This is a genomic window from Sandarakinorhabdus sp. FBCC-B8862, from assembly GCF_059745315.1.
The window spans coordinates 1,181,005-1,202,552 of the sequence record NZ_CM185574.1 but is presented as its reverse complement, the minus strand read 5'-3'; the positions used below and the strand labels follow the sequence as shown (position 1 = coordinate 1,202,552).

Annotated in this window: 20 protein-coding genes; 13 read left to right on the top strand and 7 right to left on the bottom strand. The window is 65.5% G+C overall.

Annotation, left to right across the window (positions count from 1 at the left end):
* Nucleotides 1-38: 38 nt before the first annotated feature.
* Nucleotides 39-1,529 (bottom strand): AarF/UbiB family protein, encoded by a 1,491-nt coding sequence (locus AC6BOR_RS05845; protein ID WP_498060250.1) that lies wholly within the window; start codon nucleotides 1,527-1,529, stop codon nucleotides 39-41.
* 50 nt (nucleotides 1,530-1,579) lie between these two features.
* Nucleotides 1,580-2,311, bottom strand: coding sequence for a class I SAM-dependent methyltransferase (locus AC6BOR_RS05840; RefSeq protein ID WP_498060249.1), 732 nt, complete (start codon nucleotides 2,309-2,311; stop codon nucleotides 1,580-1,582).
* A gap of 73 nt (nucleotides 2,312-2,384) precedes the next feature.
* Here AC6BOR_RS05840 and mutM point away from each other — a divergent pair, with 73 nt between their 5' ends.
* The 7 genes from mutM to AC6BOR_RS05805 all read left to right on the top strand — a co-directional run bounded on the left by mutM (nucleotide 2,385) and on the right by AC6BOR_RS05805 (nucleotide 8,915).
* A complete protein-coding gene (mutM, locus tag AC6BOR_RS05835) occupies nucleotides 2,385-3,206 on the top strand; it encodes a bifunctional DNA-formamidopyrimidine glycosylase/DNA-(apurinic or apyrimidinic site) lyase (RefSeq protein WP_498060248.1) in 822 nt (273 codons plus the stop codon).
* 105 nt (nucleotides 3,207-3,311) lie between these two features.
* Entirely contained in the window at nucleotides 3,312-3,578 is a 267-nt protein-coding gene (gene rpsT, locus AC6BOR_RS05830) for a 30S ribosomal protein S20 (protein ID WP_086115983.1), read from the top strand.
* Nucleotides 3,579-4,230: 652 nt separating this feature from the next.
* Nucleotides 4,231-5,577 (top strand): chromosomal replication initiator protein DnaA, encoded by a 1,347-nt coding sequence (gene dnaA, locus AC6BOR_RS05825; RefSeq protein ID WP_498060247.1) that lies wholly within the window; start codon nucleotides 4,231-4,233, stop codon nucleotides 5,575-5,577.
* Nucleotides 5,578-5,806: 229 nt separating this feature from the next.
* Nucleotides 5,807-6,691, top strand: coding sequence for a DMT family transporter (locus AC6BOR_RS05820; RefSeq protein ID WP_498060246.1), 885 nt, complete (start codon nucleotides 5,807-5,809; stop codon nucleotides 6,689-6,691).
* 69 nt (nucleotides 6,692-6,760) lie between these two features.
* Nucleotides 6,761-7,540 (top strand): SDR family NAD(P)-dependent oxidoreductase, encoded by a 780-nt coding sequence (locus AC6BOR_RS05815; protein ID WP_094473101.1) that lies wholly within the window; start codon nucleotides 6,761-6,763, stop codon nucleotides 7,538-7,540.
* A gap of 253 nt (nucleotides 7,541-7,793) precedes the next feature.
* Complete coding sequence (locus tag AC6BOR_RS05810; protein ID WP_498060245.1) at nucleotides 7,794-8,672, top strand: SIMPL domain-containing protein; 879 nt, start codon at nucleotides 7,794-7,796, stop codon at nucleotides 8,670-8,672.
* A 63-nt stretch (nucleotides 8,673-8,735) separates the two neighbouring features.
* A complete protein-coding gene (locus AC6BOR_RS05805) occupies nucleotides 8,736-8,915 on the top strand; it encodes a YegP family protein (protein WP_498060244.1) in 180 nt (59 codons plus the stop codon).
* Nucleotides 8,916-9,175: 260 nt separating this feature from the next.
* On the opposite strand, the gene AC6BOR_RS05800 is transcribed toward AC6BOR_RS05805, so the two are convergent.
* The gene (locus tag AC6BOR_RS05800; protein ID WP_498060243.1) at nucleotides 9,176-9,457 is read right to left on the bottom strand and encodes a 4a-hydroxytetrahydrobiopterin dehydratase; all 282 of its coding nucleotides are present in this window, start codon (nucleotides 9,455-9,457) and stop codon (nucleotides 9,176-9,178) included.
* A gap of 27 nt (nucleotides 9,458-9,484) precedes the next feature.
* Between AC6BOR_RS05800 and AC6BOR_RS05795 the strand changes: the two genes are divergently transcribed.
* The gene (locus tag AC6BOR_RS05795) at nucleotides 9,485-9,877 is read left to right on the top strand and encodes a metallopeptidase family protein (RefSeq protein ID WP_498060242.1); all 393 of its coding nucleotides are present in this window, start codon (nucleotides 9,485-9,487) and stop codon (nucleotides 9,875-9,877) included.
* A gap of 246 nt (nucleotides 9,878-10,123) precedes the next feature.
* On the opposite strand, the gene AC6BOR_RS05790 is transcribed toward AC6BOR_RS05795, so the two are convergent.
* Together AC6BOR_RS05790 and AC6BOR_RS05785 are read right to left on the bottom strand one after the other, a co-directional pair.
* Complete coding sequence (locus AC6BOR_RS05790) at nucleotides 10,124-12,469, bottom strand: TonB-dependent receptor (protein WP_498060241.1); 2,346 nt, start codon at nucleotides 12,467-12,469, stop codon at nucleotides 10,124-10,126.
* 148 nt (nucleotides 12,470-12,617) lie between these two features.
* A complete protein-coding gene (locus tag AC6BOR_RS05785) occupies nucleotides 12,618-13,703 on the bottom strand; it encodes a Gfo/Idh/MocA family protein (RefSeq protein WP_498060240.1) in 1,086 nt (361 codons plus the stop codon).
* 29 nt (nucleotides 13,704-13,732) lie between these two features.
* Between AC6BOR_RS05785 and AC6BOR_RS05780 the strand changes: the two genes are divergently transcribed.
* The 4 genes from AC6BOR_RS05780 to AC6BOR_RS05765 all read left to right on the top strand — a co-directional run bounded on the left by AC6BOR_RS05780 (nucleotide 13,733) and on the right by AC6BOR_RS05765 (nucleotide 18,146).
* On the top strand, nucleotides 13,733-14,668 hold the full coding sequence (locus tag AC6BOR_RS05780) for an aldo/keto reductase (protein ID WP_498060239.1): 936 nt from the start codon (nucleotides 13,733-13,735) through the stop codon (nucleotides 14,666-14,668).
* Nucleotides 14,665-15,735 carry an LLM class flavin-dependent oxidoreductase gene (locus tag AC6BOR_RS05775; protein ID WP_498060238.1) on the top strand — a complete coding sequence of 357 codons (1,071 nt, stop codon included), beginning with the start codon at nucleotides 14,665-14,667 and terminating at the stop codon, nucleotides 15,733-15,735. Before AC6BOR_RS05780 ends, AC6BOR_RS05775 begins: the two co-directional genes overlap by 4 nt.
* Before the next feature lie 153 nt (nucleotides 15,736-15,888).
* Nucleotides 15,889-16,485, top strand: coding sequence for an OB-fold-containig protein (locus tag AC6BOR_RS05770; protein ID WP_498060237.1), 597 nt, complete (start codon nucleotides 15,889-15,891; stop codon nucleotides 16,483-16,485).
* 35 nt (nucleotides 16,486-16,520) lie between these two features.
* Nucleotides 16,521-18,146, top strand: a complete 1,626-nt coding sequence (locus tag AC6BOR_RS05765; protein WP_498060616.1) for a flotillin family protein — start codon at nucleotides 16,521-16,523, stop codon at nucleotides 18,144-18,146.
* A gap of 344 nt (nucleotides 18,147-18,490) precedes the next feature.
* On the opposite strand, the gene AC6BOR_RS05760 is transcribed toward AC6BOR_RS05765, so the two are convergent.
* A complete protein-coding gene (locus AC6BOR_RS05760) occupies nucleotides 18,491-19,312 on the bottom strand; it encodes an enoyl-CoA hydratase-related protein (RefSeq protein ID WP_498060236.1) in 822 nt (273 codons plus the stop codon).
* Nucleotides 19,313-19,341: 29 nt separating this feature from the next.
* Nucleotides 19,342-20,316, bottom strand: coding sequence for an NAD(P)H-dependent flavin oxidoreductase (locus AC6BOR_RS05755; RefSeq protein WP_498060235.1), 975 nt, complete (start codon nucleotides 20,314-20,316; stop codon nucleotides 19,342-19,344).
* Nucleotides 20,317-20,402: 86 nt separating this feature from the next.
* Here AC6BOR_RS05755 and AC6BOR_RS05750 point away from each other — a divergent pair, with 86 nt between their 5' ends.
* On the top strand, nucleotides 20,403-21,506 hold the full coding sequence (locus tag AC6BOR_RS05750; RefSeq protein WP_498060234.1) for a helix-turn-helix transcriptional regulator: 1,104 nt from the start codon (nucleotides 20,403-20,405) through the stop codon (nucleotides 21,504-21,506).
* Nucleotides 21,507-21,548 lie beyond the last annotated feature (42 nt).

The window sequence follows — 21,548 nt, the reverse complement described above, 5'->3', positions numbered from 1 at the left end:
GCGCGGCCATAGGCCGAACCACGCCCCGGTGCAAGCGCTCAGCCCAGCAGCGTCACCATGGCCGCACCGAGCCCGGCCGCCAGCAGCAGCCAGGGGGTGGACCAACCACCAGATGCGCGCTCCGGCAGGGGCGGCAATGGCGGTTGCGGCGGGGCGGCGCCTGGCATCGGATTGTCGGCCACCCATTGCCGGAAAATCCGCGGCAACTGGGCCAAGGCCCTGGCATTCAACACCAATTGATCGGCGATCACCGCTTCGGGGCCCATTTCGTCGCGCACCCAGTCGCGCACATAGGGCTCCGCCACCTCCCACATGTTGACATGGGGATCGATGGTCAGCGCCACGCCTTCCACCATCACCATGGTCTTCTGCAGCAGCAGCAGATGCGGCTGCACCGGCATGTCGAAACTGCGGGTGATGCCGAACAGCCCTTCCAGCATGTCGGTGATGCTGATGTCGCGCGCCTTGCGGCCGCGGATGGGTTCGCCCACCGCGCGCAGCGCCGTCGCAAAGGCTGCCGGGTTGTGGTGCGGCGGCACATAGCCGGCCTCGAAATGGATTTCGGCGACGCGGGCATAATTGCCGGTGACCAATCCATGAAGAATTTCCGCGAGATAGAGCCGGGCGCGCCGGTTGATGCGGCCCATGATGCCGAAATCGATCACGCCGATGCGGGCATGGTCGCCGCTATCGCCAGGCGGAATGATAAACAAATTGCCCTGGTGCATGTCGGCATGGAAAAAGCCCTTGGCGATGGCCTGGGCCAGAAAGCCGTTCACCAGCACCTTGGCCAGCGCCGGCCGATCCACCGGCAGCGCAGCAATGGCAGCCGTGTCCGACAATTTCACCCCGTCGATCCAGTCGATCACCAGGCAGCGGCGGGTGGAGCGCTGCCAATCCACCTGAGGCACCACGAAATCGGGCTCGCCGGCGAGGATTTCCGCCAGTTCCGAGGCATTTGCCGCCTCCCGGCGCAGGTCCAGCTCGGTTTCGATCCAGCTGCGGAAGGTCGCAATCACAGCGCGCGGGCGCAGCCGGGCGAATTCGCCGCCCAGCGTTTCCAGATGGCCGGCACCCCAGTCATAGGTGGCAAGCGCCGAGGCGACATCGGCCTCGATGCCGGGGCGCAGCAGCTTGATGGCCACGTTGCGCCCGTCGCTGGTGACGCCCTTGTGCACCTGCGCGATGGAAGCAGCGCCCACAGCCTCGGGGTCAACAGATTGAAATTGCGTCTTCCAATCGCCGCCACAGGCCGCGTTCAGCTGCGCCTCGATCGCGGCGAACGGCACCGGCGGCAACTTGTCCTGCAGGCGGGCGAGATCGGCCGCGGCGGCCACGCCGATCAGATCGGGGCGGGTGGCCAGCGCCTGGCCCAGCTTGATCGCGGCCGGGCCGACCGCCGCCAGCCCACCGGCGAAATCCGGAGTCTTGGGTGCGCCCGTGCCAAATCGGGCGATGCGCGCCACCAGCCGGATCGCCAGCGGCAGGCGCTTGTCCTCAAACGGGCGCAGGGCACCATGACGCGCCATGCGCCGGCCCCAGATCAGGAGCCGCCACAGATGCACCAGCGCGAACAAGTTCAGATCTTCCAGCCCGAATGGATCGCCACCGCGCCGCCAAGGATCGGGCGGTAACGGACCTGCTTGAAGCCGGCATCCCCGATCATCGCGGCGAACGCCGGCATCTTGGGGAAGCGGCGGATCGATTCGATCAGATAGCGATAGGAATCGGCATCCTTGGCGACAATCTCGCCAATGCGTGGCACCAGCTTTTCCGAATAAATATCATAGACTTCGGAAAAACCGGGCCAGGTGGTGGTGGAAAACTCCAGGCAGAAGAAGCGCCCGCCAAAGCGCAGCACGCGATAGGCTTCCTTCAGGGCCGCCGGAATGTCGGTCACGTTCCTTATGCCGAAGGCGATGGTGTAGCCATCAAAGCTGCGGTCCGGAAAGCTCAGCACCTCGGCATTTTCCTCGCGCCAAACGAGGCTGGTCAGCCCGCGCTCGGCGGCCCGTTCCATGCCCACTTCCAGCATAGCCGGGTTGATATCGGCCACCGTCACATTGGCCCCCGATTTTTCGATGCGGAAGGCGATGTCGCCGGTGCCGCCGGCCATGTCGAGGATATCCTCGCCCGGCCGCGGGTTCAGCAGCCGCACGAAATCATCCTTCCACACCCGGTGCATGCCGGCCGACATCAGATCGTTCATGATGTCGTATCGCTTGGCCACCGAACGGAACACCTCGCCCACACGGCGGGTCTTTTCCTCGGGGTCCACGTCCTCGTAGCCGAAGCTGACGGTCTCGCTCATCGGGCCTTTCCTTTTCGGCCTGCGGCTTAGCCGAGGCTTGGCGGCCATGCAAACGCCGCCTATGTCGCGGTCCATGCCCGAGCTTCCTGAAGTCGAGACCGTGATGCGTGGCCTGGCCCCGGTGTGGGACGGCCAGCGCTTCACCCGCGTCGTCGCCAACCGCCCGGATCTGCGCCGCCCGTTGCCGGAAGCGCTCGGCCAGCGCCTCACCGGTGCCACCGTGGTGCGCCTCGGTCGCCGTGCCAAATATGGCCTGGTGGAAACCGACCGTGGGGACACGCTGATCATCCATCTTGGCATGTCGGGGCGGATGCGGGTCGATCCCGGCGAATTGCTCAAGCATGACCATGTCGTGTTCGAAACCGGCAATGGCCGAGTGGTGGCGTTCAACGATGCCCGCCGCTTTGGCAGCCTTGATCTGGTCGCGACCGCCGATCTGGCCGCGCATCCCCTGATTGCCGGCATCGGGCCCGAACCATTGGGCCCCGATTATGGCCTGCCGCTGCTCAACGCGATCTTTGCTGATCGGCTGGCCCCGGCCAAAGCCATCCTGCTTGATCAGCGGCTGATCGCTGGCCTTGGCAATATCTATGTGTGCGAGGCGCTGTTCCGGGCCGGAATCCACCCCGAAACGCCGGGAGGGCAAGTGACGGCGCGGCAGTTGAAACGGCTGTTGCCGGCCATCCCGGCGGTGCTGACCGAGGCGATCGCGGCCGGCGGCTCCACCTTGCGGGATCATGCGGCGCCTGATGGCACGCTGGGCTATTTCCAGAAGGATTTCGCGGTCTATGGCCGCGAGGGTGAGGGCTGCGCCGTTTGTGCCACGCCGGTGGCCCGCATCGTCCAGTCCGGCCGTTCCAGCTTCTTGTGCCCGGCCTGCCAGCCGCCGGCATGATCCAGAGGCTTGACCGGGCCGCACGCCTCCACTATGGCGCTCGACTTCTGGCACCGGCCCTCGCGGCGCGGGCTTTACCCTTATTGACCGATTTGCAGGAACCACATGGCCAACACGCCCCAGGCTGAAAAGCGCATCCGTCGCAACGCTCGCCGCGCCGCCGTCAACAAGGCGCGCGTCAGCCGCATCCGCACCTTCGTCAAGAAGGTGGAAGCCAGCCTGGCGGCCGGCGATGCCGCCGCTGCTGCCGAAGCCCTGAAGGCGGCTCAGCCGGAAATGATGCGCGGCGTCGCCAAGGGTGTGCTGCACAAGAACACGGTCGCCCGCAAGATCAGCCGCCTGGCTGGCCGCGTGAAGGCGCTGACCGCCTGATTCGCCGCGCGGGCCGTCTGGCCTGCCCGTGATCACCAACAGGGGCCCGGTTGCGAAACCGGGCCCCTGTCGTGTTTTGGGCGATTCGCCTGGCTGATTCGGCCAACTGCCCACTGGTGTGGAGCCGGTTTGCGTGACCCGGCCCATGCTGCAGTGCCGAAGTCGCTGGCCGCGGCAACGGATTGGCAAGGCCTGCTGCTGGCGCTGTCACCAGGCTGTCATCGCACTGACACAAAAAATCCAATGACTTGGCTGCGATTCGAACTGTGAGAATCAGTTTCGCAATCAAAATAACTCATATTTCTCAATAGGATGAATGGCCTTCGAAGGAGAGTTTTCCACAGGCCTGTCAATCAAAAAATTTGGGTGTGGATCGAATTTGTTCGCTTGCCCGTGTCACAAATGCGGGCTTATCTGAATCCCGGTTTGGACCGGCGGACGCTGTCAGCACCCCGGGTTTCCAGTCGAACGATGAATGTCTGCTGCGCCCTGCGTCTGGCGTGGTCGCCTTTTTGCGGCCTCGTGTGACCGGGTGCAGTGCGGGGGGATCGTGACTGGCCCTTTGTTTGGGGCAGGGCCAGGGGCGGGGGCGATGGAAGGAATTTTTGTGTCGGGCGCAGTTGCATCTGCATCTTTGGGGTCGTCTGTCTTTGTGCCACCGTCCAATCCCGTCGATCCGGCGGTGCGGGATCTGTGGCAGCGCGTGCGCACGGCGCTGCGCCAGGAGGCTGGGGACCATGTGTTCGATGCCTGGCTGGCGCCGGTGGCCATCCTGGGCTGCGATGGCGATCTGGTGCGGCTGGCCGCGCCGTCGGCCTTTGATGCCGATTGGGTGAACAGCAATTATGGCGATTCGCTGCGCCGGCATTTCGCGGCCCAGAATCCGGCCCTGCGCCGGGTGAGCGTCACCGCGGCCGGCCCTGCCGCCGTGCCGGTGCCTTCGCGCGCCGTGCCCCAATCGGCGCCCAGCCAGCCGCTGCCGGTCGACGCCCGCTACAATTTTGACAATTTCATCGTCGGCAAGGCCAATGAGCTGGCCTACAACGCCGCGCTGACCATGGCCGAACCCGGCGCTCCGGGCTTCAACCCGCTGTTCCTGCATGGGGCCACCGGCCTTGGCAAAACCCATCTGATGCACGCCATCGGCAATGCTTTCCTGGCCCGGCATCCCCAGGCCCGGGTGGCCTATCTGTCGGCAGAGAAATTCATGGTCGAGTTCATGGCGGCGATGCGCGCCAAGGACACGATCAGCTTCAAGCAGCGGCTGCGCTCGGTCGATCTGTTGATGATCGACGATGTGCAGTTCATCGCCGGCAAGGATTCCACCCAGGAGGAATTCTTCCACACGATGAACGAGATCATCGGCGCCGGCAAACGCCTGGTGATCACCGCCGATCGCAGCCCGCAGAATCTGGAAGGCATCCAGGAACGCATCCTGTCGCGCATGGCCTGGGGCCTGGTCGCCGATATCAACCCGGCCGATTACGAGCTGCGGCTGAACATCCTGCAGGCCAAGGTGGCGACGCTGGGCAACCGGGTGCAGGTGCCGGATGATGTGGTCGAATTCCTCGCCCGCAAGATCACCGCCAATGTGCGTGAGCTCGAAGGCGCCCTCAATCGGGTGACGGCCTTTGCCCTCTTGATCGGCAAGCCGATCACGCTGGAATTCACCCGGGAGACGCTGGCCGATCTGCTGCGCGCCCACGAGAAGAAGCTGACCATCGACGAGATCCAGCGCAAGGTGGCCGATTATTATGGCCTGCGCCTGGCGGACCTGCTGTCGGAACGGCGCGCCCGCGAGGTGGCCCGGCCGCGCCAGATCGCCATGTATCTGGCCAAGAAGATGACGCCGCGTTCGCTGCCCGAAATCGGCCGCCGCTTTGGCAACCGCGATCACACCACGGTGATGCACGCGGTGAAGAAGGTGGAGGAACTGCGCGCCAAGGATCGCGAGATCGACAGCGATGTCGCCACCCTCGCACGGCTGCTCGACGCCTGAGGCCCAGGGTCAGGACCTGGTAATTCCCGGCCCCTGCGTTCAACCCGAAGGGCGGAGCGGAGAAGCCCGGCTCAGCGCTCGCTTCGCTTGGACGCACCCTTCGGGGTGCGCCACTGAGCTCTCTCACTCGTGCCGGGCTTCTCCGCGCCGTTCCGGGGCAGGGATTTAACAGATCCTGACCCTAGCTTTGAGGCTTCCCAGCCGGGATTTCAGCGCCTAACCGGGTGGGGTGGAACGCCTCAACCGCTCCGGCCCCTTCTGGTTCATCATCTCCTGCTGCGCCTTTGCGTCGATGTGGGTGATGATCCGCTATGCCGCGCGCGATCTGCACAGTTTCGAGATTGTGTTCTTCCGCAATCTGTTCGGCCTGATGTTCCTGATGCCGATGATCCTGCGCAATCCCGGCCTCATCCGGCGGGACCGGGCAAGGGTGCATCTGGCCCGCGCCACCTCGGGCTTCATCGCCACCATGGGCACCTTCTATGCCGTGGCCAATGCGCCCCTGGCCGATACGCTGGCCATCAACTACACGGCGCCGCTGTTCGGCACGCTGGGGGCGGTGCTGGTGCTGGGCGAACGCGTGCGCGCGCGGCGGCTGGTGGCGCTGGCGGTGGGCTTTGCCGGCATGCTGCTGGTGCTGCGGCCGGGCCATTTGCCGATGACGCCGGGGATCATCGCCGCCATCATTTCGGCCGTCTCCACCGGCTATTCCATCGTTGCCATGCGCAGCCTGGTTGGGGTGGATGATCCGCGCGCCGTGGCCGCCTGGACCTTCATCCTGATCCTGGGCCCAAGCCTGGCCTGCGCGCTGTTCGTCTGGCGCCTGCCGCCGCAATCGGTCTGGGGCCTGTTGATCGGCATTGGCGCTGCTGCTGCCGTTGGGCAGATCACCCTCACCCGCGCCTTTTCCCTTTCGGAAGCCTCGGCCGTGCTGCCGCTGGATTTCGTCCGCTTTGGCCTGGTCACCGCGGCCGGCGTGCTGCTGTTTGATGAGCGATACGACGGGCTGACGCTGGCCGGCGGCGCGCTGATCCTTGGCTCCACCATCTATCTCGCCTTCCGCGAGGCGCAGCTGAAGCGCCAGGCGCGCCGCGACAGCCAGCCGCGAGGCTGACGCTTTGGAAAGGTTGCAGCCGGCAGGGCCGCTGCCCATAAGCGGCCATCACCTGCATGGGAGGCAATGATGAATCTGGAAGGCATGTCTGCAGTCGTCACAGGCGGCGCATCGGGTCTGGGCGCGGCGACCGCGCGCCTGTTGGCCAGCCATGGCGTCAAGGTCGCCATTTTCGACATGAACGCCGAGAAGGGCGAAGCGGTGGCCGCCGAGATCGGCGGCGTGTTCTGCAACGTCAACGTCACCAGCGACGAATCGGTGGATGCCGGCTTTGCCAAGGCGCGCGCCGCGATCGGACAGGAACGGATCCTGATCAACTGCGCCGGCACCGGCAACGCGATCAAGACCGCCAGCCGCTCCAAGGAAGATGGCAGCATCAAGCATTTCCCGATCGATGCCTTTGACCGCATCATCCAGATCAACCTGGTGGGCACCTTCCGCTGCATCGCCAAGTCGGCCGCCGGCATGCTGACCCTGCCGCCGATGGAGAATGGTGAGCGTGGCGCCATCGTCAACACCGCCTCGGTCGCCGCCGAGGATGGCCAGATCGGCCAGGCGGCCTATTCCGCCTCCAAGGGCGGTGTCGTCGGCATGACCCTGCCGATCGCCCGCGACCTGTCCAGCGAAGGCATCCGCGTCAACACCATCCTGCCCGGCATCTTCAACACCCCGCTGCTGCAGGGCGCGCCGGACAATGTGAAGGCCGCGCTTGGCGCCACCGTGCTGTTCCCCAAGCGGCTGGGCATTCCGGAGGAATATGCCAGCCTGGCGGTCGAGATGTGCCGCAACTCCTATTTCAACGGCGAGGATGTGCGCCTGGACGGTGGCATCCGGATGGCTCCGCGCTGATCGCAGCCGGGCGCGCAAATGGCAGCGCTATTTGCCGACTCCGGCAAGCTCGGCCGGCGACCAAAAGGGGTGGCCCTCAGGCCACCCCTTTCGTGTGTCGTCCGGCGGCGTGGCTCCTCCACGCTCTTCCTTCCCTTTCGTCCTTCCACCCCAAGCGGACTCGGCGGCTCCGCCGCCGGCCGCGCCGGCCCGTCCCAATCCGCCAGCTCGCCATTCATCAAAGCGCAACCATCCTGCCGCCACAGTGGCGGCCATGAAGCACAGCCTCACCCTTCTGGCCGCCCTTGTGGCCAGCGCCGCCGCGGCGCAAACCCCGCCGGCCAGCATTGGCCAGCCGTTCATCCCCGCGCCCTGGTGGATGAAGGACCCGGTGATCGCATCCATGGGCCAGGTCCGCACCGAGGTGCCAGCCAACCGTGCCGCCTTTGCCGCCCGCTTTTCGGTGGTGGGCAAGACCGCGGCCGATGCCACCACGGCCGCCACCGCCAAGGCGCGGGAGCTGGACGCGGCGCTGGCGGCGCTGGGCAAGGACAAGCTGCGGCTCACCACCAGCCTCGCCACGCGGCCGCTGTATGAGCAATATCGCACCAAGGACGGGCAGATGCAGGAAAATGCCCGCGCCGATCAGATCGAAGCCTATGAGGTGACGGCGGTGTTGCAGGTGGAGGTGCGCGACACCGCCGTGCTGGAGCGTGCCTATCGCCTGAGCGTTGCGGCGCGGCCATCGGCGATCGACCAGGTGCGCTACAGCCTCGATGAAAGCAACGAGCTGAAGACCTGGCTGTACGAAGCCGCTGTCAAGGATGCCGCGCGCCGGGCCAGGCTGGCCACCACGGCGGCCGGTGCGCGGCTGGGGGCAGTGAAGGTGATCGATCCCACGGGCGGGGTGTGCCAGACGCAGGTGCTGGCCGGCTGGCCCAGTTACAGCGGGGCTGGCCGGCCGCAGGATGTCGAGGCGCCGGCGTTCGAGGCGCGCGCCGCGATGGACATGCCGGCCCCCGCCGTGATGGCCCCCGCGCCGCCGCCCAGCCTCGAGAAACTGGCCGAGGCGGTGCAGGTGACGTTGACCCCGCCGCTGTATCCGCTGAACGCCGAAGCCTGTGTGGTCTATGGCCTGTCGCCGGCGCCGTGAGCCCCCGTTGACGCTGGCCGAATGACGTATTAGCTTCCGATTCGGTTAGGGGAGGAGAAACGCGTGGGCCACAAGTTCGAAATCTACAAGGACAAGGCCGGCGAATATCGCGCGCGTTTCATGTACAACAGCGAGGTGATGTTCTCGACCCAGGGCTATTCGTCGAAAGCCTCGGCCGTGAACGCCATCGAGTCGATCAAGAAGAACGGCCCAGACGCCCCGACCGTCGAGGCCGAAGGCTGAGCGATAACCGGCTTGGCCGAAGGCTGATCCGATCAGCCTGATGAGGGCAGAGGCGGCGTTCCATCCGGAACGCCGCCTTTCCTTTTTTGGCGTCTGGCCGGCAAGCATCCTCCCCCCCTGGGGGAGGTGCCCGCAGGGCGGAGGGGGCGCGCCGGCGGCCGTTCATCACGCAATCTGGCCACCATAGCGGCCCCCTCCGCCGCGCTGCGCTCGGCACCTCCCCCAGAGGGGGAGGATTTCAAGGGGTCGGGTGCGCTGGATCAGAGCAGCGCGTTGATCGCCTGTGCCAACCGCACATCACGGGCCGAAAGGCCGCCGGCATCATGGGTGGTGAGCGCAATCTCCACCCGGTTCCACACGTTGAACCATTCCGGGTGATGATCCTGGGCTTCGGCCAGCAGCGCGACGCGGGCCATGAAGCCCCAGGCCTGGTTGAAATCGGCAAAGGCAAAGCTGCGCTTCAGATGCTCGCCATCCAGCGTCCAGCCCGGCACGTCCATGGCCAGCGCGGCGCGGGCGGCATCATCCAGTTTCTCGACCATGGCGGGGCTTCGTCCTATTGAGGGGGCATGATGTACGCCCCGTCCCTTGCCGATATCGAGGCGCTGGCACAAGCCGCCGTGGAGCGCCTGCCCGCGCTGTTCCGCCAGCATCTTGGCGCCGTCGTGCTGAAGGTGGAGGATTTTCCCGACGAGACGGTGATAGCGGAGATGGAGCTGGAAAGCCCGTGGGATCTGCTCGGCCTGTATTGGGGCCGGCATGTCGGCATGAAAGGCGATGTGCCGTCAGGCGCGCTGCCCGACATGATCTTTCTCTATCGCCGGCCGCTGCTGGATGCCTGGGCGGACGGGGAGGAATCGCTGGAGGCTTTGGTCACCCATGTGCTGGTGCACGAGGTGGGGCATCATTTCGGACTGAGTGATGAGGCGATGGAGGCGATCGAGCGCAGCGCGGCGGAATGATGATCCTCCCCCTTTGGGGGAGGTGGCGCGCGCAGCGCGACGGAGGGGGCCTGCGCAGCCGGCGGCGGAGCCGCCGAGTCTGCGTCGGGTGTGAAAAGGAAGAGAGGAAGGGAGGGCGCGGCGGAGCCGCGCCGTCAGACGACACAAAGAAAGGGCGGCCCGTTGGGGCCGCCCTTTTTTGGTCGCTGGCCGATCTTGCCAGAGTCGGCGGATAGTGCTGCGCACTATCCGCTCGCCCGGCTGCGATCAGAAGTTCACCTTGCCCTGGAGGCCGAAGTAACGATCGGCTTCACGCGGGATCAGGTAACGCAGACCGATCAGCTGGTTGCCGCCCAGGCCCGAGTTGGTGATCTGGGCCGGGAAGCTCTGGTCGAACAGGTTCTTGACCAGGAAGGTCAGGCGGAACTTGTCGTCCTTCTGCACCAGGCCGACCTGCAGATCGACCAGGCTGTAGGCGCGGATGGTGCCGGCGGCGCGCAGGGCGGCGTTGGCATCAAACAGGCTGAGCTGGCTGGACTGGGTCGACACGTTGCCAGCGAGGGTGAAGTCGATCGAACCGCCGGTGCGATAACGATAGTCAACGCCCAGGCTGCCCTTCCACTTCGGTGCGAAGCCCAGCGGGGTGCCGGCCGGGATCACCGCAGCGCCGGCCGGGGCGTTGAAGCGGTCAACATGCGCATCGGTGTAGGCGAGGCCGCCGCCGATGTTCAGATCCTTCACCGGACGCAGGTTGAAGTCCATTTCAATGCCGCGGGTCGACACGTCACCTGCGTTGGTGAAGCGGGTCACCGGCACGCCGGCCACCAGATCCGGGTTGTTGGCCTGGAAGTTGCGATACTTGGCATAGAAGGCCGCCAGGTTCAGCGTCAGCTTGCCGCCCCACAGCGTGTTCTTCAGGCCCAGTTCGAACGAGTCCGAGGTTTCCGGCGCGATGACGTTGGTGCCGGTCGCGGTCAGGTTGAAGAAGGTGTTGTAGGCCGGGCCCTTGTAGCCGCGCGCCCAGCTGCCATAGGCCATCACATCATCGCTGAGGTCATACTGCAGGCCAGCCTTGCCCGACAGGTTGGTGGCGCTGGTGCCGGTGATGAACGACGCGCCGTTGGTGGCAGTGATGGTACCGGTGGTGGTGCCATTCGACGAGGTGGCGAACACGCCCTGGTCGAAGTTGGGCTGGATGCCCGGCAGGCCGGTGATGTTCGGCGTGGTGGCGCGGCGGTGATAGATGTTCAGATCATCCTTGGTCACCCGAAGGCCGACGATGGCGCGCAGATTGTCGGTGAACTTGTAGGTGCCCTGGCCGAAGGCGGCATAGTTGTCGAACTTCGAACCGAACACGGCCGTGCCGCTGACATTTTCAGCGGTGGCGCCCGGGCTGCCGCAGGTCAGGATCGCCAGCGGCGACGGGGCCGCGCCGCAGCGGGTGACGTTGCGGGTGAAGGTGCGATCGGTGTCGGCATGGCTGAAGAACAGGCCGACGACGTAGGTGAAGGCCTTGTCAGCCGGCGAGGTCAGCCGCAGTTCCTGGGTGAAGGTGGTGCCCTTCTGCGGACCGACGTCGTGCAGCTGGGCCTGGCCGGCCAGCGCCAGGTTCATCCAGTCACCGTCGCGGATCTCGTTGTTGTCATAACGGCGCCAGGCGGTGATGCTGGTCAGGGTGAAATCGCCCTGCTCGAAATCGAACTGGGCCGAAACGCCATAGCTCTTTTCTTCGGTGCGGGTGATAAGGTTCTGACGGATCGTCCGGGTCTGATCGCCCTTGAAGTTGATGCCGGCCAGCGCCAGCGCGGCCGGACCGGCAGGCACGTCACCGATCACTTCGGCGCAGCAATCATCCTTGGCTTCGCGATAATCGGCGATCAGGGTCATCTTCGCGGTGTCGGACAGGTCGGCCTCGAGGATGCCGCGCACGCCGTAACGCTCGTAACCGTTGACGCGGCGGTTCACGTTCGGAGCATCGTTGAAGATGTTGCCGTCATACTTGCCATAGAAGCCGGTCAGGCGGGTGCGCACGGTGGCGCTGAGCGGCAGGTCCATGCTGCCGCGCACGCGATATTCGTTGCCGTTGCCGAAGAACCAGCCGGCTTCGGCCGAACCGGCCAGGACGTCGCCCGGGCGCTTGGTGGTGATGCTCACCACACCGGCCGAGGCGTTCTTGCCGAACAGCGTGCCCTGCGGGCCACGCAGCACTTCGATCCGCTCGATATCAACCAGATCGGAGAAGGCTTCGCCAGCGCGCGAAAGCACCACGCCATCAAGCACGGTGGAGATCGACGGTTCGCCGGCCAGGCTGAATGTGGCCGTGCCGACGCCGCGGATATAGAGCGACTGGTTGATGGTGGTGCCCGACTTGCGGAAGTTCAGGCTGGGCACCAGATATTGCGCGTTTTCCAGGTTCAGCACGGCCTGGCGGGTCAGCGCGTCGGCACCGACGACCGAGACGGCCAGCGGGATGTCCTGCAGCTTTTCGGTGCGCTTTTGCGCGGTGACCACGATTTCGGCGGGTTCATCGCTGGCTTCAGCGGTCTGGGCGAAGGCCGGCGCGGCGGCGACGGCAAACAGAGCGGCCGAGCTCATCAGAAATTGACGGATCATGTGACTCCCCTGGGTTGTCCGGACCATGCCGGTGCTCCCCGCCGGTGTGCCGACGGGTGCGATGGGCCGCACAGACAGACTTTCTGAAGCGGCGTCAATCTGGCCTTGTGAAGTTGTTGCAACGCTGTGGCAGCGCTGCAACAGCGGTTTACAGGCCCAGTTCCGCCATGGTGACGGCGCGATGCTCCTTCGCCGAAATTTCGGCGGCCAAACCGATGGCAACCGCCCGCATGCCATCATCGGCGCTCACGATCACCGGGCCTTCCCCACGCACCGCAGCGGCGAAATGGCGGTGCTGGAAGAAGGTGGAGCCATGATGCTGCCCGGCCGCCAGCGCATCGGCCGGGGTTTCGACATGCCAGCGCGTGGCCTGCTTAGGGTTCATGAAGCCGACACGGGGGCTGTGGATGATGTCGCCGGCCGGGATCAGCACATCCAATCGGGCCTGGTCCCCGGTGGCCAGAATTTCTTCCTGCTGTTCGGCGCCATCGGCGAACATGCACAGATCGAGCATGGCGCGCACGCCGTTGGCGAAATCCACCACCGTATAGCTGTTGTCGATGATGTCGGGCGTCTTGCCGTCATAGCGTTCATCGCGGTGGTTCACGTCCATATTGCCGCTGCAATAGACCCGCACCGGTTCGGCCTGCACGATGTGGCGCATCAGATCAAAGAAATGGCAGCATTTTTCGACCATGGTGCCGCCGGTGTTGGCCGAAAAGCGGTTCCAGTCCCCCACCTTCACCAGGAAGGGGAAGCGATGCTCGCGGATGGAGAGCATCTGGAGCTTGCCGACCTTGCCGTCATGCACGTGGCGCACGAATTCGGACACCGGCGGCATGAAGCGATATTCCATCGCGGTCCAGAAGCTCTTGTCATAGCCCTTCACGGCGGCGGCGACGGCCTTGGCATCATCGAGCGTGGTGGCCAGCGGCTTTTCGCACAGGATGTGGAGGCCGGCATCCATCAGCGGGCCCAGCACGGCGCGGTGGGTGAAATTGGGTGAAGCGACGACCACCGCGTCGCACAGGCCGGATGCGGCCAGCGCAGCGGCATCGGGGAAGCGGGCCACCGCATGGCCAATGGCCTTTTCGGCGCGATCAAGGCAGGCCGGCACCGGATCGGCGATGGCGGTGATGGTGCCGCCGCCCAACAGCTGGATGTTGGCGACATGCTCCAGCGCCATCATGCCGGTGCCAACGATGCCCCAGCGGATCGTATCGGTGCTTCCCATTTGCCCGTCCTTCAGTCTATCAAGCCAATATGTCGCAGATCACCCTAAGCCCCAATCGCCGCCCGTTGGGCAAGTCCGAATTTCTGGTTTCGCCGCTGGCCTGGGGCATGTGGCGCTTTGCTGGCGATGATGTGGCCGCAGCCCAGGCCCGCTGCGAGGCGGCGCTGGCCGCCGGCATCAATTTCTTTGATACCGCCGATATTTACGGGCCCGACAATGACGAGCCGTTCGGTGCATCCGAAGCCTTGCTGGGCCGGGTGTTCAAGGCAGCGCCGGCCCTGCGCGGGCAGATCGTGCTTGCCTCCAAGGGCGGCATCCGCATGGGCGTGCCCTATGACTCGTCGCCCGAATATCTCGTCGAAGCCGTCGATGCCTCGCTCACCCGGCTGGGCGTGGAGCGCATCGATCTGTGGCAGATCCACCGGCCCGACATGCTGACCCACTGGGCCGAGGTGGCCGCCACGCTGGATGGTCTGGTTGCCGCCGGCAAGATCGGCGCGGTGGGCGTCTCCAACTTCACCGTGGCGCAATCGAGCGCGCTGAAAAAGCATCTGAAGGCGCCGCTGGTCTCCACCCAGCCGGAATTCTCGCCGCTGGCGCTTGGGCCCTTGTTTGATGGCACGCTTGACTGGGCGATGAAGCATGGGCTGGCCGTGCTCGGCTGGTCGCCGCTGGGCCAGGGCCGGCTGGGCGACGGCGATCCGCGCCCGGGCCGCAGACAAGCGGAAGACGAGCGTTTGATCTGCGTCAAGGCGGCGCTCAGCGCACACGGCCAGAAGTTCGGCGTCGGCATCGCTGCCACCGCCTATGCCTGGGTCCTGGCCCATCCCGCCGGCATCACGCCGATCGTGGGCAGCCAGAACCCGGCGCGTATCGCGGAGGTGGCCGATGCCTTCAAGGTGACGTTCACGCGCGCCGAATGGTACGCCATTCTGGTCGCTTCGCTTGGGGAAAATCTGCCGTGACGACTGCTTCCAACGGGCCCGAAATCGCCTGGTTTTCGGCGCTGTGCGATGATGATTATGAATTTCTGGGCGTGCCCGATCCGGCCCTGCGCTCCAGCTGGGAGCATTGCCGCAACATCGTGATGACGGCCGAAAAGGGCGGGTTCGACAATATCCTGCTGCCGTCGGGCTATCAGCTTGGCATCGACACCCAGATGTTTGCCGGCGCCATCGCCGCGCTCACCCGCCGCATCCGGCTGCTGATGGCGGTGCGGGTGGGCGAAACCTGGCCGCCGCAGCTCGCCCGCGCCATCGCCACGCTGGATCAGATCCTCGGCGGCCGTCTGACGGTCAACATCATCTCGTCGGAAATGCCCGGCGAGGTGCTGGCCTCCAAGCCGCGCTATGACCGCACGGTGGAGGTGATGAAGATATTGAAAACCCTGCTGAACGGCGAGGCGCTGGACTGGCAGGGCGAGCATTACAACATCAAGCTGCCGCCGCCCAACGTGAAGACCGTCTCCGGCAAATGCCCGCCGCTTTATTTCGGCGGCCTGTCCGAAGACGCGCGCGAGGCTGCCGCCGAAGCCGCTGACGTTTACCTCATGTGGCCCGACACCATGGACAAGGTGAAAGAGGTCGTCGCCGACATGACCGCCCGCGCCGCCAAGCGCGGCCGCACGCTGAAGTTCGGCTACCGCGTCCATGTCATCGTCCGCGAAACCGAGGCCGAAGCCCGCGCCGCCGCCGATCATCTCCTCTCCAAGCTCGACGCCGCCACCGGCGACGCCATCCGCGCCAAGTCATTGGACAGCCAGTCCGTCGGCGTGCAGCGCCAGGCCGAGCTGCGCGACAAGGCGTCAGACGGCTATGTGGAAGACAATCTGTGGACCGGCATCGGCCGCGCCCGCTCCGGCTGCGGCGCCGCCCTGGTCGGCGATCCCGATCAGATCGTCGCCAAGCTGCAGGCCTATCAGGCCGCCGGCATGGAAGCCTTCATCCTCTCCGGCTACCCCCACGCCCGCGAAGCCGACCTGTTCAGCCGCCACGTGCTGCCCAAGCTGAAGCACGGCCCGCTGGTGATGTGAGATTTCGGCCCGGCGCCGCCGTCACCGCAGCGCCGGGCAATGAAAAGCAGCGCCAATCCAAAAATCGGCAGCGCCCTGTCCGGTTTCCATTGCGGCCGGCCAAATCGTCCCTAAATATTGCGTCAGGTTCATTTTGATTCTGGCGCAAACAACATGCTGGCCCTGTTCCAACCCGCGCTGCTGCCCTTCACGGCGGCATTGGGCCTGTTGTTGCTGCTGGCGTTGGTGCAGCTGATCGGGCTTGGCGGCGATTTGCCGGATGGCGCGCATGATCTTGGCGCCGCCCTCGATTGGCTGAACGCCGGCCGCCTGCCGCTGCTGATCCTGTTCATCCTGTTCCTCGCGCTGTTTGCCTGCATTGGTTTTGCCCTGCAGTTTGGCGCGGCCGCGCTGCTGGGCGCCATGCCCTGGCCGGTGGCAACTGGCCTTGCCGCGGCCGGCGCACTGCCGGTCACGCGCGGGCTCTCGCCCCCGCTGGCCCGGCTGCTGCCGCTGGATGAAACCACGGCGGTTGATATCGACAGCCTGGTGGGCCGGCGGGCGCGCATCGTGCTGGGCCACGCGCGTGCCGGCCATGCTGCCCGGGCCGAGGTGACCGATGCCCATGGCCAGCGCCATTTCGTGATGGTGGAGCCGGCTGGCGATGCCGAGCTGACCAGCGCCCATCTGCTGCTGCTGGTGGCGCGCGACGGCCCGCATTTCCAGGCGGTGGCCATTCCTGATGACGTGTTTTCCGAACTGAAGGTGTGACGATGAACGAATTGGTTCCTGCGGGTGATTTCGGCATGCTGGCCACCTTTGGCAGCATTGGCGTTGTGCTGATTGTCTCGCTGCTGGCGATCGGGCTGGTCATTGCCCGGCTGTACAAGCGCGCATCAAAGGAAACCGGCTTTGTGCGCACCGGTTTTGGTGGCGAAAAGGTGGTGATCAACGGCGGCGCGCTGGTGCTGCCGGTGCTTCATGAAACCATGCCGGTGAACATGAACACCGTGCGACTGGCGGTGGAGCGCCGCAACGGCGACGCGCTGATCACCAGCGATCGCATGCGGATCGATGTGAAGGCGGAATTCTATGTGCGTGTGAAGCAGGATGCCCAGTCCATCGCCATGGCGGCACAGACGCTGGGTGCCCGCACCATGCAGCCCGATGCGCTGAAGGAATTGATCGAAGGCAAGTTCGTCGATGCGCTGCGCTCGGTCGCGGCCGGCATGACGATGAATCAGCTGCACGAACAGCGCGGCGATTTCGTGCAGAAGGTGCAGCAGGTCAGCTCGCTCGATCTGGCCATGAACGGGCTGGAACTGGAAAGCGTGTCGCTGACCGGGCTGGACCAGACCAGCATCGAGCATTTCAACGCCAACAACGCCTTTGACGCCGAAGGCCTGACCAAGCTGACCGAGCAGATCGAATTGCGCAAGAAAGCCCGCAACGACATCGAGCAGGACACGCGGGTGCAGATCGAGACGAAGAATCTCGAGGCGGAGCGCGAACGGCTGAACCTGTCGCGGGAGACGGAGTTTGCCCGCATCGAACAGGAGCGGGAACTGGCAATCCGCCGCGCCGCCCAGGCCGCCGAAATCGCCCAGACCGAGGCGGAGCGCACCCGTGAAGCCGAGCAGGCGCGCATCAGTGCCCGCCAGCAGACCGAAACCACCCAGATCGCCGCCGACAAGGCGCTGGCCGAAGCCCGCATCACCCAGGAACAGGCGCTGGCCATTGCCCGGCAGGAAAGCCAGATCGCCATCCAGAACAAGTCGCGGCTGGAAAGCCAGGCCAAGGCCGAGGCCGACAAGGCCCGCGCCGAAGCCGTGGCGGCCGAGGAGCAGGTGACGACGGCACGCGAGAATGAGGTGGCCGAACGTATCAAGCGCATCGAGCTGATCGAAGCCGCCAAGGAGGCCGAGCGCGCAGCGATTTCGATCCGCGTTGCCGCCGAGGCCGAAAAGTCCGCCGCCGCCAACCGCGCCGAAGCCGTGCGCATGGCCGCCGAGGGCGAGGCTGAAGCCGCCAAGCTGGCGGCCGATGCCGCGCGCGTGCGGTTCGAAGTGGATGCCGCCGGCCAGCGCGCGTTGAACGAGGCGGCCAACCTGCTGTCGAACGATCAGGTGTCGATGCAGACCAAGCTGGCGCTGATGAAGCTGCTGCCCGACATCATCCGCGAAGCCGCCAAGCCGATGGAGGCGATCGACAGCATCAAGATCGTGCAGGTGGAAGGGCTGAACGGCGGCGGCAGCAATGGCGGCGATGGCGGCGCCGGCGGCGACGGCAATCTCGCCGACAGCGCGATGAAGGCGGCTCTGCGTTATCGCGCCCAGGCCCCGATCGTCGACAATCTGCTGCGCGAGCTGGGGCTGGACGGCGCCAGCGTTGGCCTGCCGCCGGTGAAGATGCCGGCCAACCCGGCGGAGTGAGCGGATCCTGACCCTGTCCTACAGCGCCGCAATCTGTCATGCTCTGAACATGCGCCTCTGACTGAAATGTAAAATATTCGGGACGCGCTGTTGGATTTTCAGGCGGAATTTGGCGGGTTTTCAAGCCATATTCCCGGTGAATCCGTCAAATCTGTCAAATGGAGGCGTTTTGCAATTGCTGGCTGCTGTGCCAGTGCAAGCCCCTCTACCCTGCCCCTCCACCGCCGTCGGCGGTCCCCCTCCCCATCCTTCGGCTGGGGAGGAGCTATGTGGGGCGGGGGTGCGTGAAAACAAACGGGTCAAGGGTCTGCGACCCTTGCCGCCGGAGGCATTGCCTTCTCTCTTCAGCGCCCGGTGTAGCGTGGGGCGCGTTTTTCGCGGTAGCTGGTGAAGGCTTCGCGGAAATCGGCGGTGTGGGTGGCCTTGTCCTGCTCGGTGTCGGCGGCGGCGAAGGCGGTGCTGTAATCCTCGTCAAGGGCGGTCCACACCTGGGCCTTCATGGCGGCAAGGCTGCGCGGGGCGCTGAAGGTGGCGATATCCCTGGCATAGGCCATGACGTGCGGCAGCAGGTCATCATCGGCCAGCACATCGTTGACGAGGCCCAGCGCCTTGGCCTCGGCGCCGTCGAACCGGCGGGCGGTGTAGAGCAGGTCCATGGCCTTCGCCTGGCCGATGTGGCGGGTGAGCAGCCAGGCCGAGCCTTTCTCGCCGGGCACGCCGATGCGGGCGAAGGTGGCGTTGAACAGGGCCGAGGCGCTGGCAAAGCGGATGTCGCAGTGGAGGGACAGGATGAAGCCCCAGCCAAAGGCCGGGCCATTCACCGCCGCGATGGTGGGTTTGCGACAGGTGATCAGCGTGGGCCAGCCGCCGCTGTAATAGGGGGCGAGCGCCGGGCCGACATCATCGCCCCATTGCGGTTCGGTGTCGGGATGGGTTTCCACCCGGCCGCCGGCACCAGTGCCGATGATTGCCAGATCAAGCCCGGCCGAAAAGGCGCGGCCGGCACCCGTCACCACGATCACCTTGGCTTGCCGATCGGCACCGGCGCGTCCCACGGCGGCGAAGAAATCGGTGAGCATCTGCGGCGTCAGCGCGTTCAGCTTGTCCGGCCGGTTGAGGGTGATGGTCGCCACCCCGTCGGCCAGATCATAGAGGATTTCGCTCATGCCCGAAGGCGGGCTAGCAGGGACCTCGCTCATGCGACGAGGCTTTGCAGGCGGCCGCGGATGATGTCCTCGGCCTCGCGCACCATGCCCTCGATCAGTTCCTTGCAGGTCGGGATATCGTGGATCAGGCCCACGACCTGGCCGCAGCTCCAGCCGCCGGCATCCATGTCGCCATCCTTCATGATCTTCGGATAAACGCCGGCGACCTCTTCGATGATGTCCTCGAACTTCAGGTCCTTGCCCTTGGTGCGTTCCTTTTCCAGCAGGCGTTCGACCGCGGCGTTGTTGAGCACGCGTTCGGTGTTGCGCAGCGGGCGCATGATCAGGCGGGTGTCGAGCTCGGTCGCGGCGACGATCGCCTGCTTCACATTCTCGTGCACCGGGGCTTCCTTGGTGGCGATGAAGCGGGTGCCCATGTTGACGCCATCGGCGCCCATGCAAAGGGCGGCGGCCAGTTGCTTGCCGTTGGCGACACCGCCGGAGGCGACGAAGGGGATCTTCAGCTCCTCGGCAGCGCGGGGCAGCAGCACCCAGTTGCCGACATCATCCTCCCCCGGGTGGCCGCCGCATTCGAAGCCATCCACCGAAACGGCGTCGCAACCAATGGCCTCCGCCTTCAGGCTGTGGCGCACGCTGGTGCATTTGTGGATGACCTTGATGCCATGTTCCTTCAGCGCCGGCAGATATTTGGCCGGGTTGTTGCCGGCGGTTTCCACCACCTTCACGCCGCCTTCGATGATCGCCTTGATCAGGCCGGGATAATCGGGCGGCGTCACGCTGGGCAGGAAGGTGAGGTTCACGCCGAACGGCTTGTCGGTCATCTCGCGGCAGCGGGCGATCTCGCGCGCCAGCTTTTCGGCTGACCCTTGCGTGAGGCCGGTGATGATGCCCAGCCCGCCGGCGTTGGAGACGGCAGCGGCCATTTCGGCAAAGCCGACATAATGCATGCCGCCCTGGATGACCGGGTGTTCAATGCCGAACAATTCGGTGATGCGCGTCTTCATTTTTCTGTCCCCAAGCAATTGTGGCGAAAAGCTAACCCGCGCCCCCGCTGGCGGCAATGCTGCGATTGTGGGAGGGTTGGCCCTCGATGATCAAGTTCGGTGTTCTGAGCATCACGTTACTGGTCGGCACGCTGCAAGGGTTGGTGCTGGCGCTGATGCTGTGGCGCAGCGCCGCCAACCGGGCGGCCAATCGCTGGCTGGCGCTGCTGATCCTGGCTGTCGCCGCGCTCATCACGCCCTATATCATCGGCTTTGCCGGTTTTTACGACACCTGGCCGTGGCTCAGCTTCATGCCGTTGAACTACACGCTCGGCTTTGGGCCTTTGCTCTGGCTCTATGCCTGCAGCCTGTGTGGCCGGCCGCCAGTGCGGGTCTGGCCGCATTTCCTGCCCGTCGCCATCGAGTTCCTGGCCGATGCGCTGGTGTTTCCGCTGCCGCTGGAGACCAAGAACTGGTGGGACACGGTGGCCGCCGCGCCGATCCTGTCGCCCGCGTTCCGGGTGGCGGGCTTCATCAGCCTGGCGGTCTATGGCCGGCTGGCCTGGGCGGCCTGGGCGGATTACCGGCGCTGGCTGCGGGAGAATGTGACCGACGCGGTGGATTTCGATCCCGACTGGATCCGCAATTCGCTGGCGGCGCTGGGGCTGGTCGGGCTGGTGTGGCTGGGCTTTTTCATTGCCAATCTGCTCAATCCGGCGCGCAACTATTTCGATCAGTTCTGGCTTTATGTGATTTTTTCAGGGCTCGTCATCTATCTGGGGGTGGAAGGTTGGCGCCACGCCGCCATGCGCTATCCCCAGCCGGGCGATGGGGTGGAGGAACCCTCTCCTGCCGGCCGCGATTGGGCGGCCTTGGGCGCAAGGTTCGAGGCCGAGATCGAGGCGAGACGCCTGTGGCAAGACCCCGACCTGACCGCCACCAGCCTGGCGCGGGCGCTGGGCACCAACGGCAACTATCTCGCCCGCGCCTTCAACGAGGGGCTGGGGCTGAATTTCAACGCGCTGATCAACCGGCGGCGGGTGCGGGAGGTGCAGGCCTGGCTGGCCGACCCGGCCGATACACGCGCCATCCTGACCATGGCGATGGACGCCGGCTTCCGCTCCAAGGCCAGCTTCAACCGGGCTTTTGCCGAATTCGCCGGCATGACGCCCACCGAAGCCAGAGCGGCCTTGTCACGTCTCAAATCCTGAAAAGCACAATTTTTCAGCGTTTCGGGCGATGGCACCGGCCGA

Bases quoted from the DNA above. Each gene is read 5' to 3' on its own strand.
- AC6BOR_RS05795 (WP_498060242.1), top strand. From the start codon at position 9,485: ATGATGTACGCCCCGTCCCTTGCCGATATCGAGGCGCTGGCACAAGCC.
- AC6BOR_RS05750 (WP_498060234.1), top strand. From the start codon at position 20,403: ATGATCAAGTTCGGTGTTCTGAGCATCACGTTACTGGTCGGCACGCTG.
- AC6BOR_RS05785 (WP_498060240.1), bottom strand. From the start codon at position 13,703: ATGGGAAGCACCGATACGATCCGCTGGGGCATCGTTGGCACCGGCATG.
- AC6BOR_RS05760 (WP_498060236.1), bottom strand. From the start codon at position 19,312: ATGAGCGAAATCCTCTATGATCTGGCCGACGGGGTGGCGACCATCACC.
- rpsT (WP_086115983.1), top strand. From the start codon at position 3,312: ATGGCCAACACGCCCCAGGCTGAAAAGCGCATCCGTCGCAACGCTCGC.
- AC6BOR_RS05810 (WP_498060245.1), top strand. From the start codon at position 7,794: ATGAAGCACAGCCTCACCCTTCTGGCCGCCCTTGTGGCCAGCGCCGCC.
- AC6BOR_RS05790 (WP_498060241.1), bottom strand. From the start codon at position 12,469: ATGATCCGTCAATTTCTGATGAGCTCGGCCGCTCTGTTTGCCGTCGCC.
- AC6BOR_RS05815 (WP_094473101.1), top strand. From the start codon at position 6,761: ATGAATCTGGAAGGCATGTCTGCAGTCGTCACAGGCGGCGCATCGGGT.
- AC6BOR_RS05845 (WP_498060250.1), bottom strand. From the start codon at position 1,529: ATGGCGCGTCATGGTGCCCTGCGCCCGTTTGAGGACAAGCGCCTGCCG.
- AC6BOR_RS05840 (WP_498060249.1), bottom strand. From the start codon at position 2,311: ATGAGCGAGACCGTCAGCTTCGGCTACGAGGACGTGGACCCCGAGGAA.
- AC6BOR_RS05755 (WP_498060235.1), bottom strand. From the start codon at position 20,316: ATGAAGACGCGCATCACCGAATTGTTCGGCATTGAACACCCGGTCATC.
- mutM (WP_498060248.1), top strand. From the start codon at position 2,385: ATGCCCGAGCTTCCTGAAGTCGAGACCGTGATGCGTGGCCTGGCCCCG.
- AC6BOR_RS05800 (WP_498060243.1), bottom strand. From the start codon at position 9,457: ATGGTCGAGAAACTGGATGATGCCGCCCGCGCCGCGCTGGCCATGGAC.
- AC6BOR_RS05770 (WP_498060237.1), top strand. From the start codon at position 15,889: ATGCTGGCCCTGTTCCAACCCGCGCTGCTGCCCTTCACGGCGGCATTG.
- AC6BOR_RS05780 (WP_498060239.1), top strand. From the start codon at position 13,733: ATGTCGCAGATCACCCTAAGCCCCAATCGCCGCCCGTTGGGCAAGTCC.
- AC6BOR_RS05765 (WP_498060616.1), top strand. From the start codon at position 16,521: ATGCTGGCCACCTTTGGCAGCATTGGCGTTGTGCTGATTGTCTCGCTG.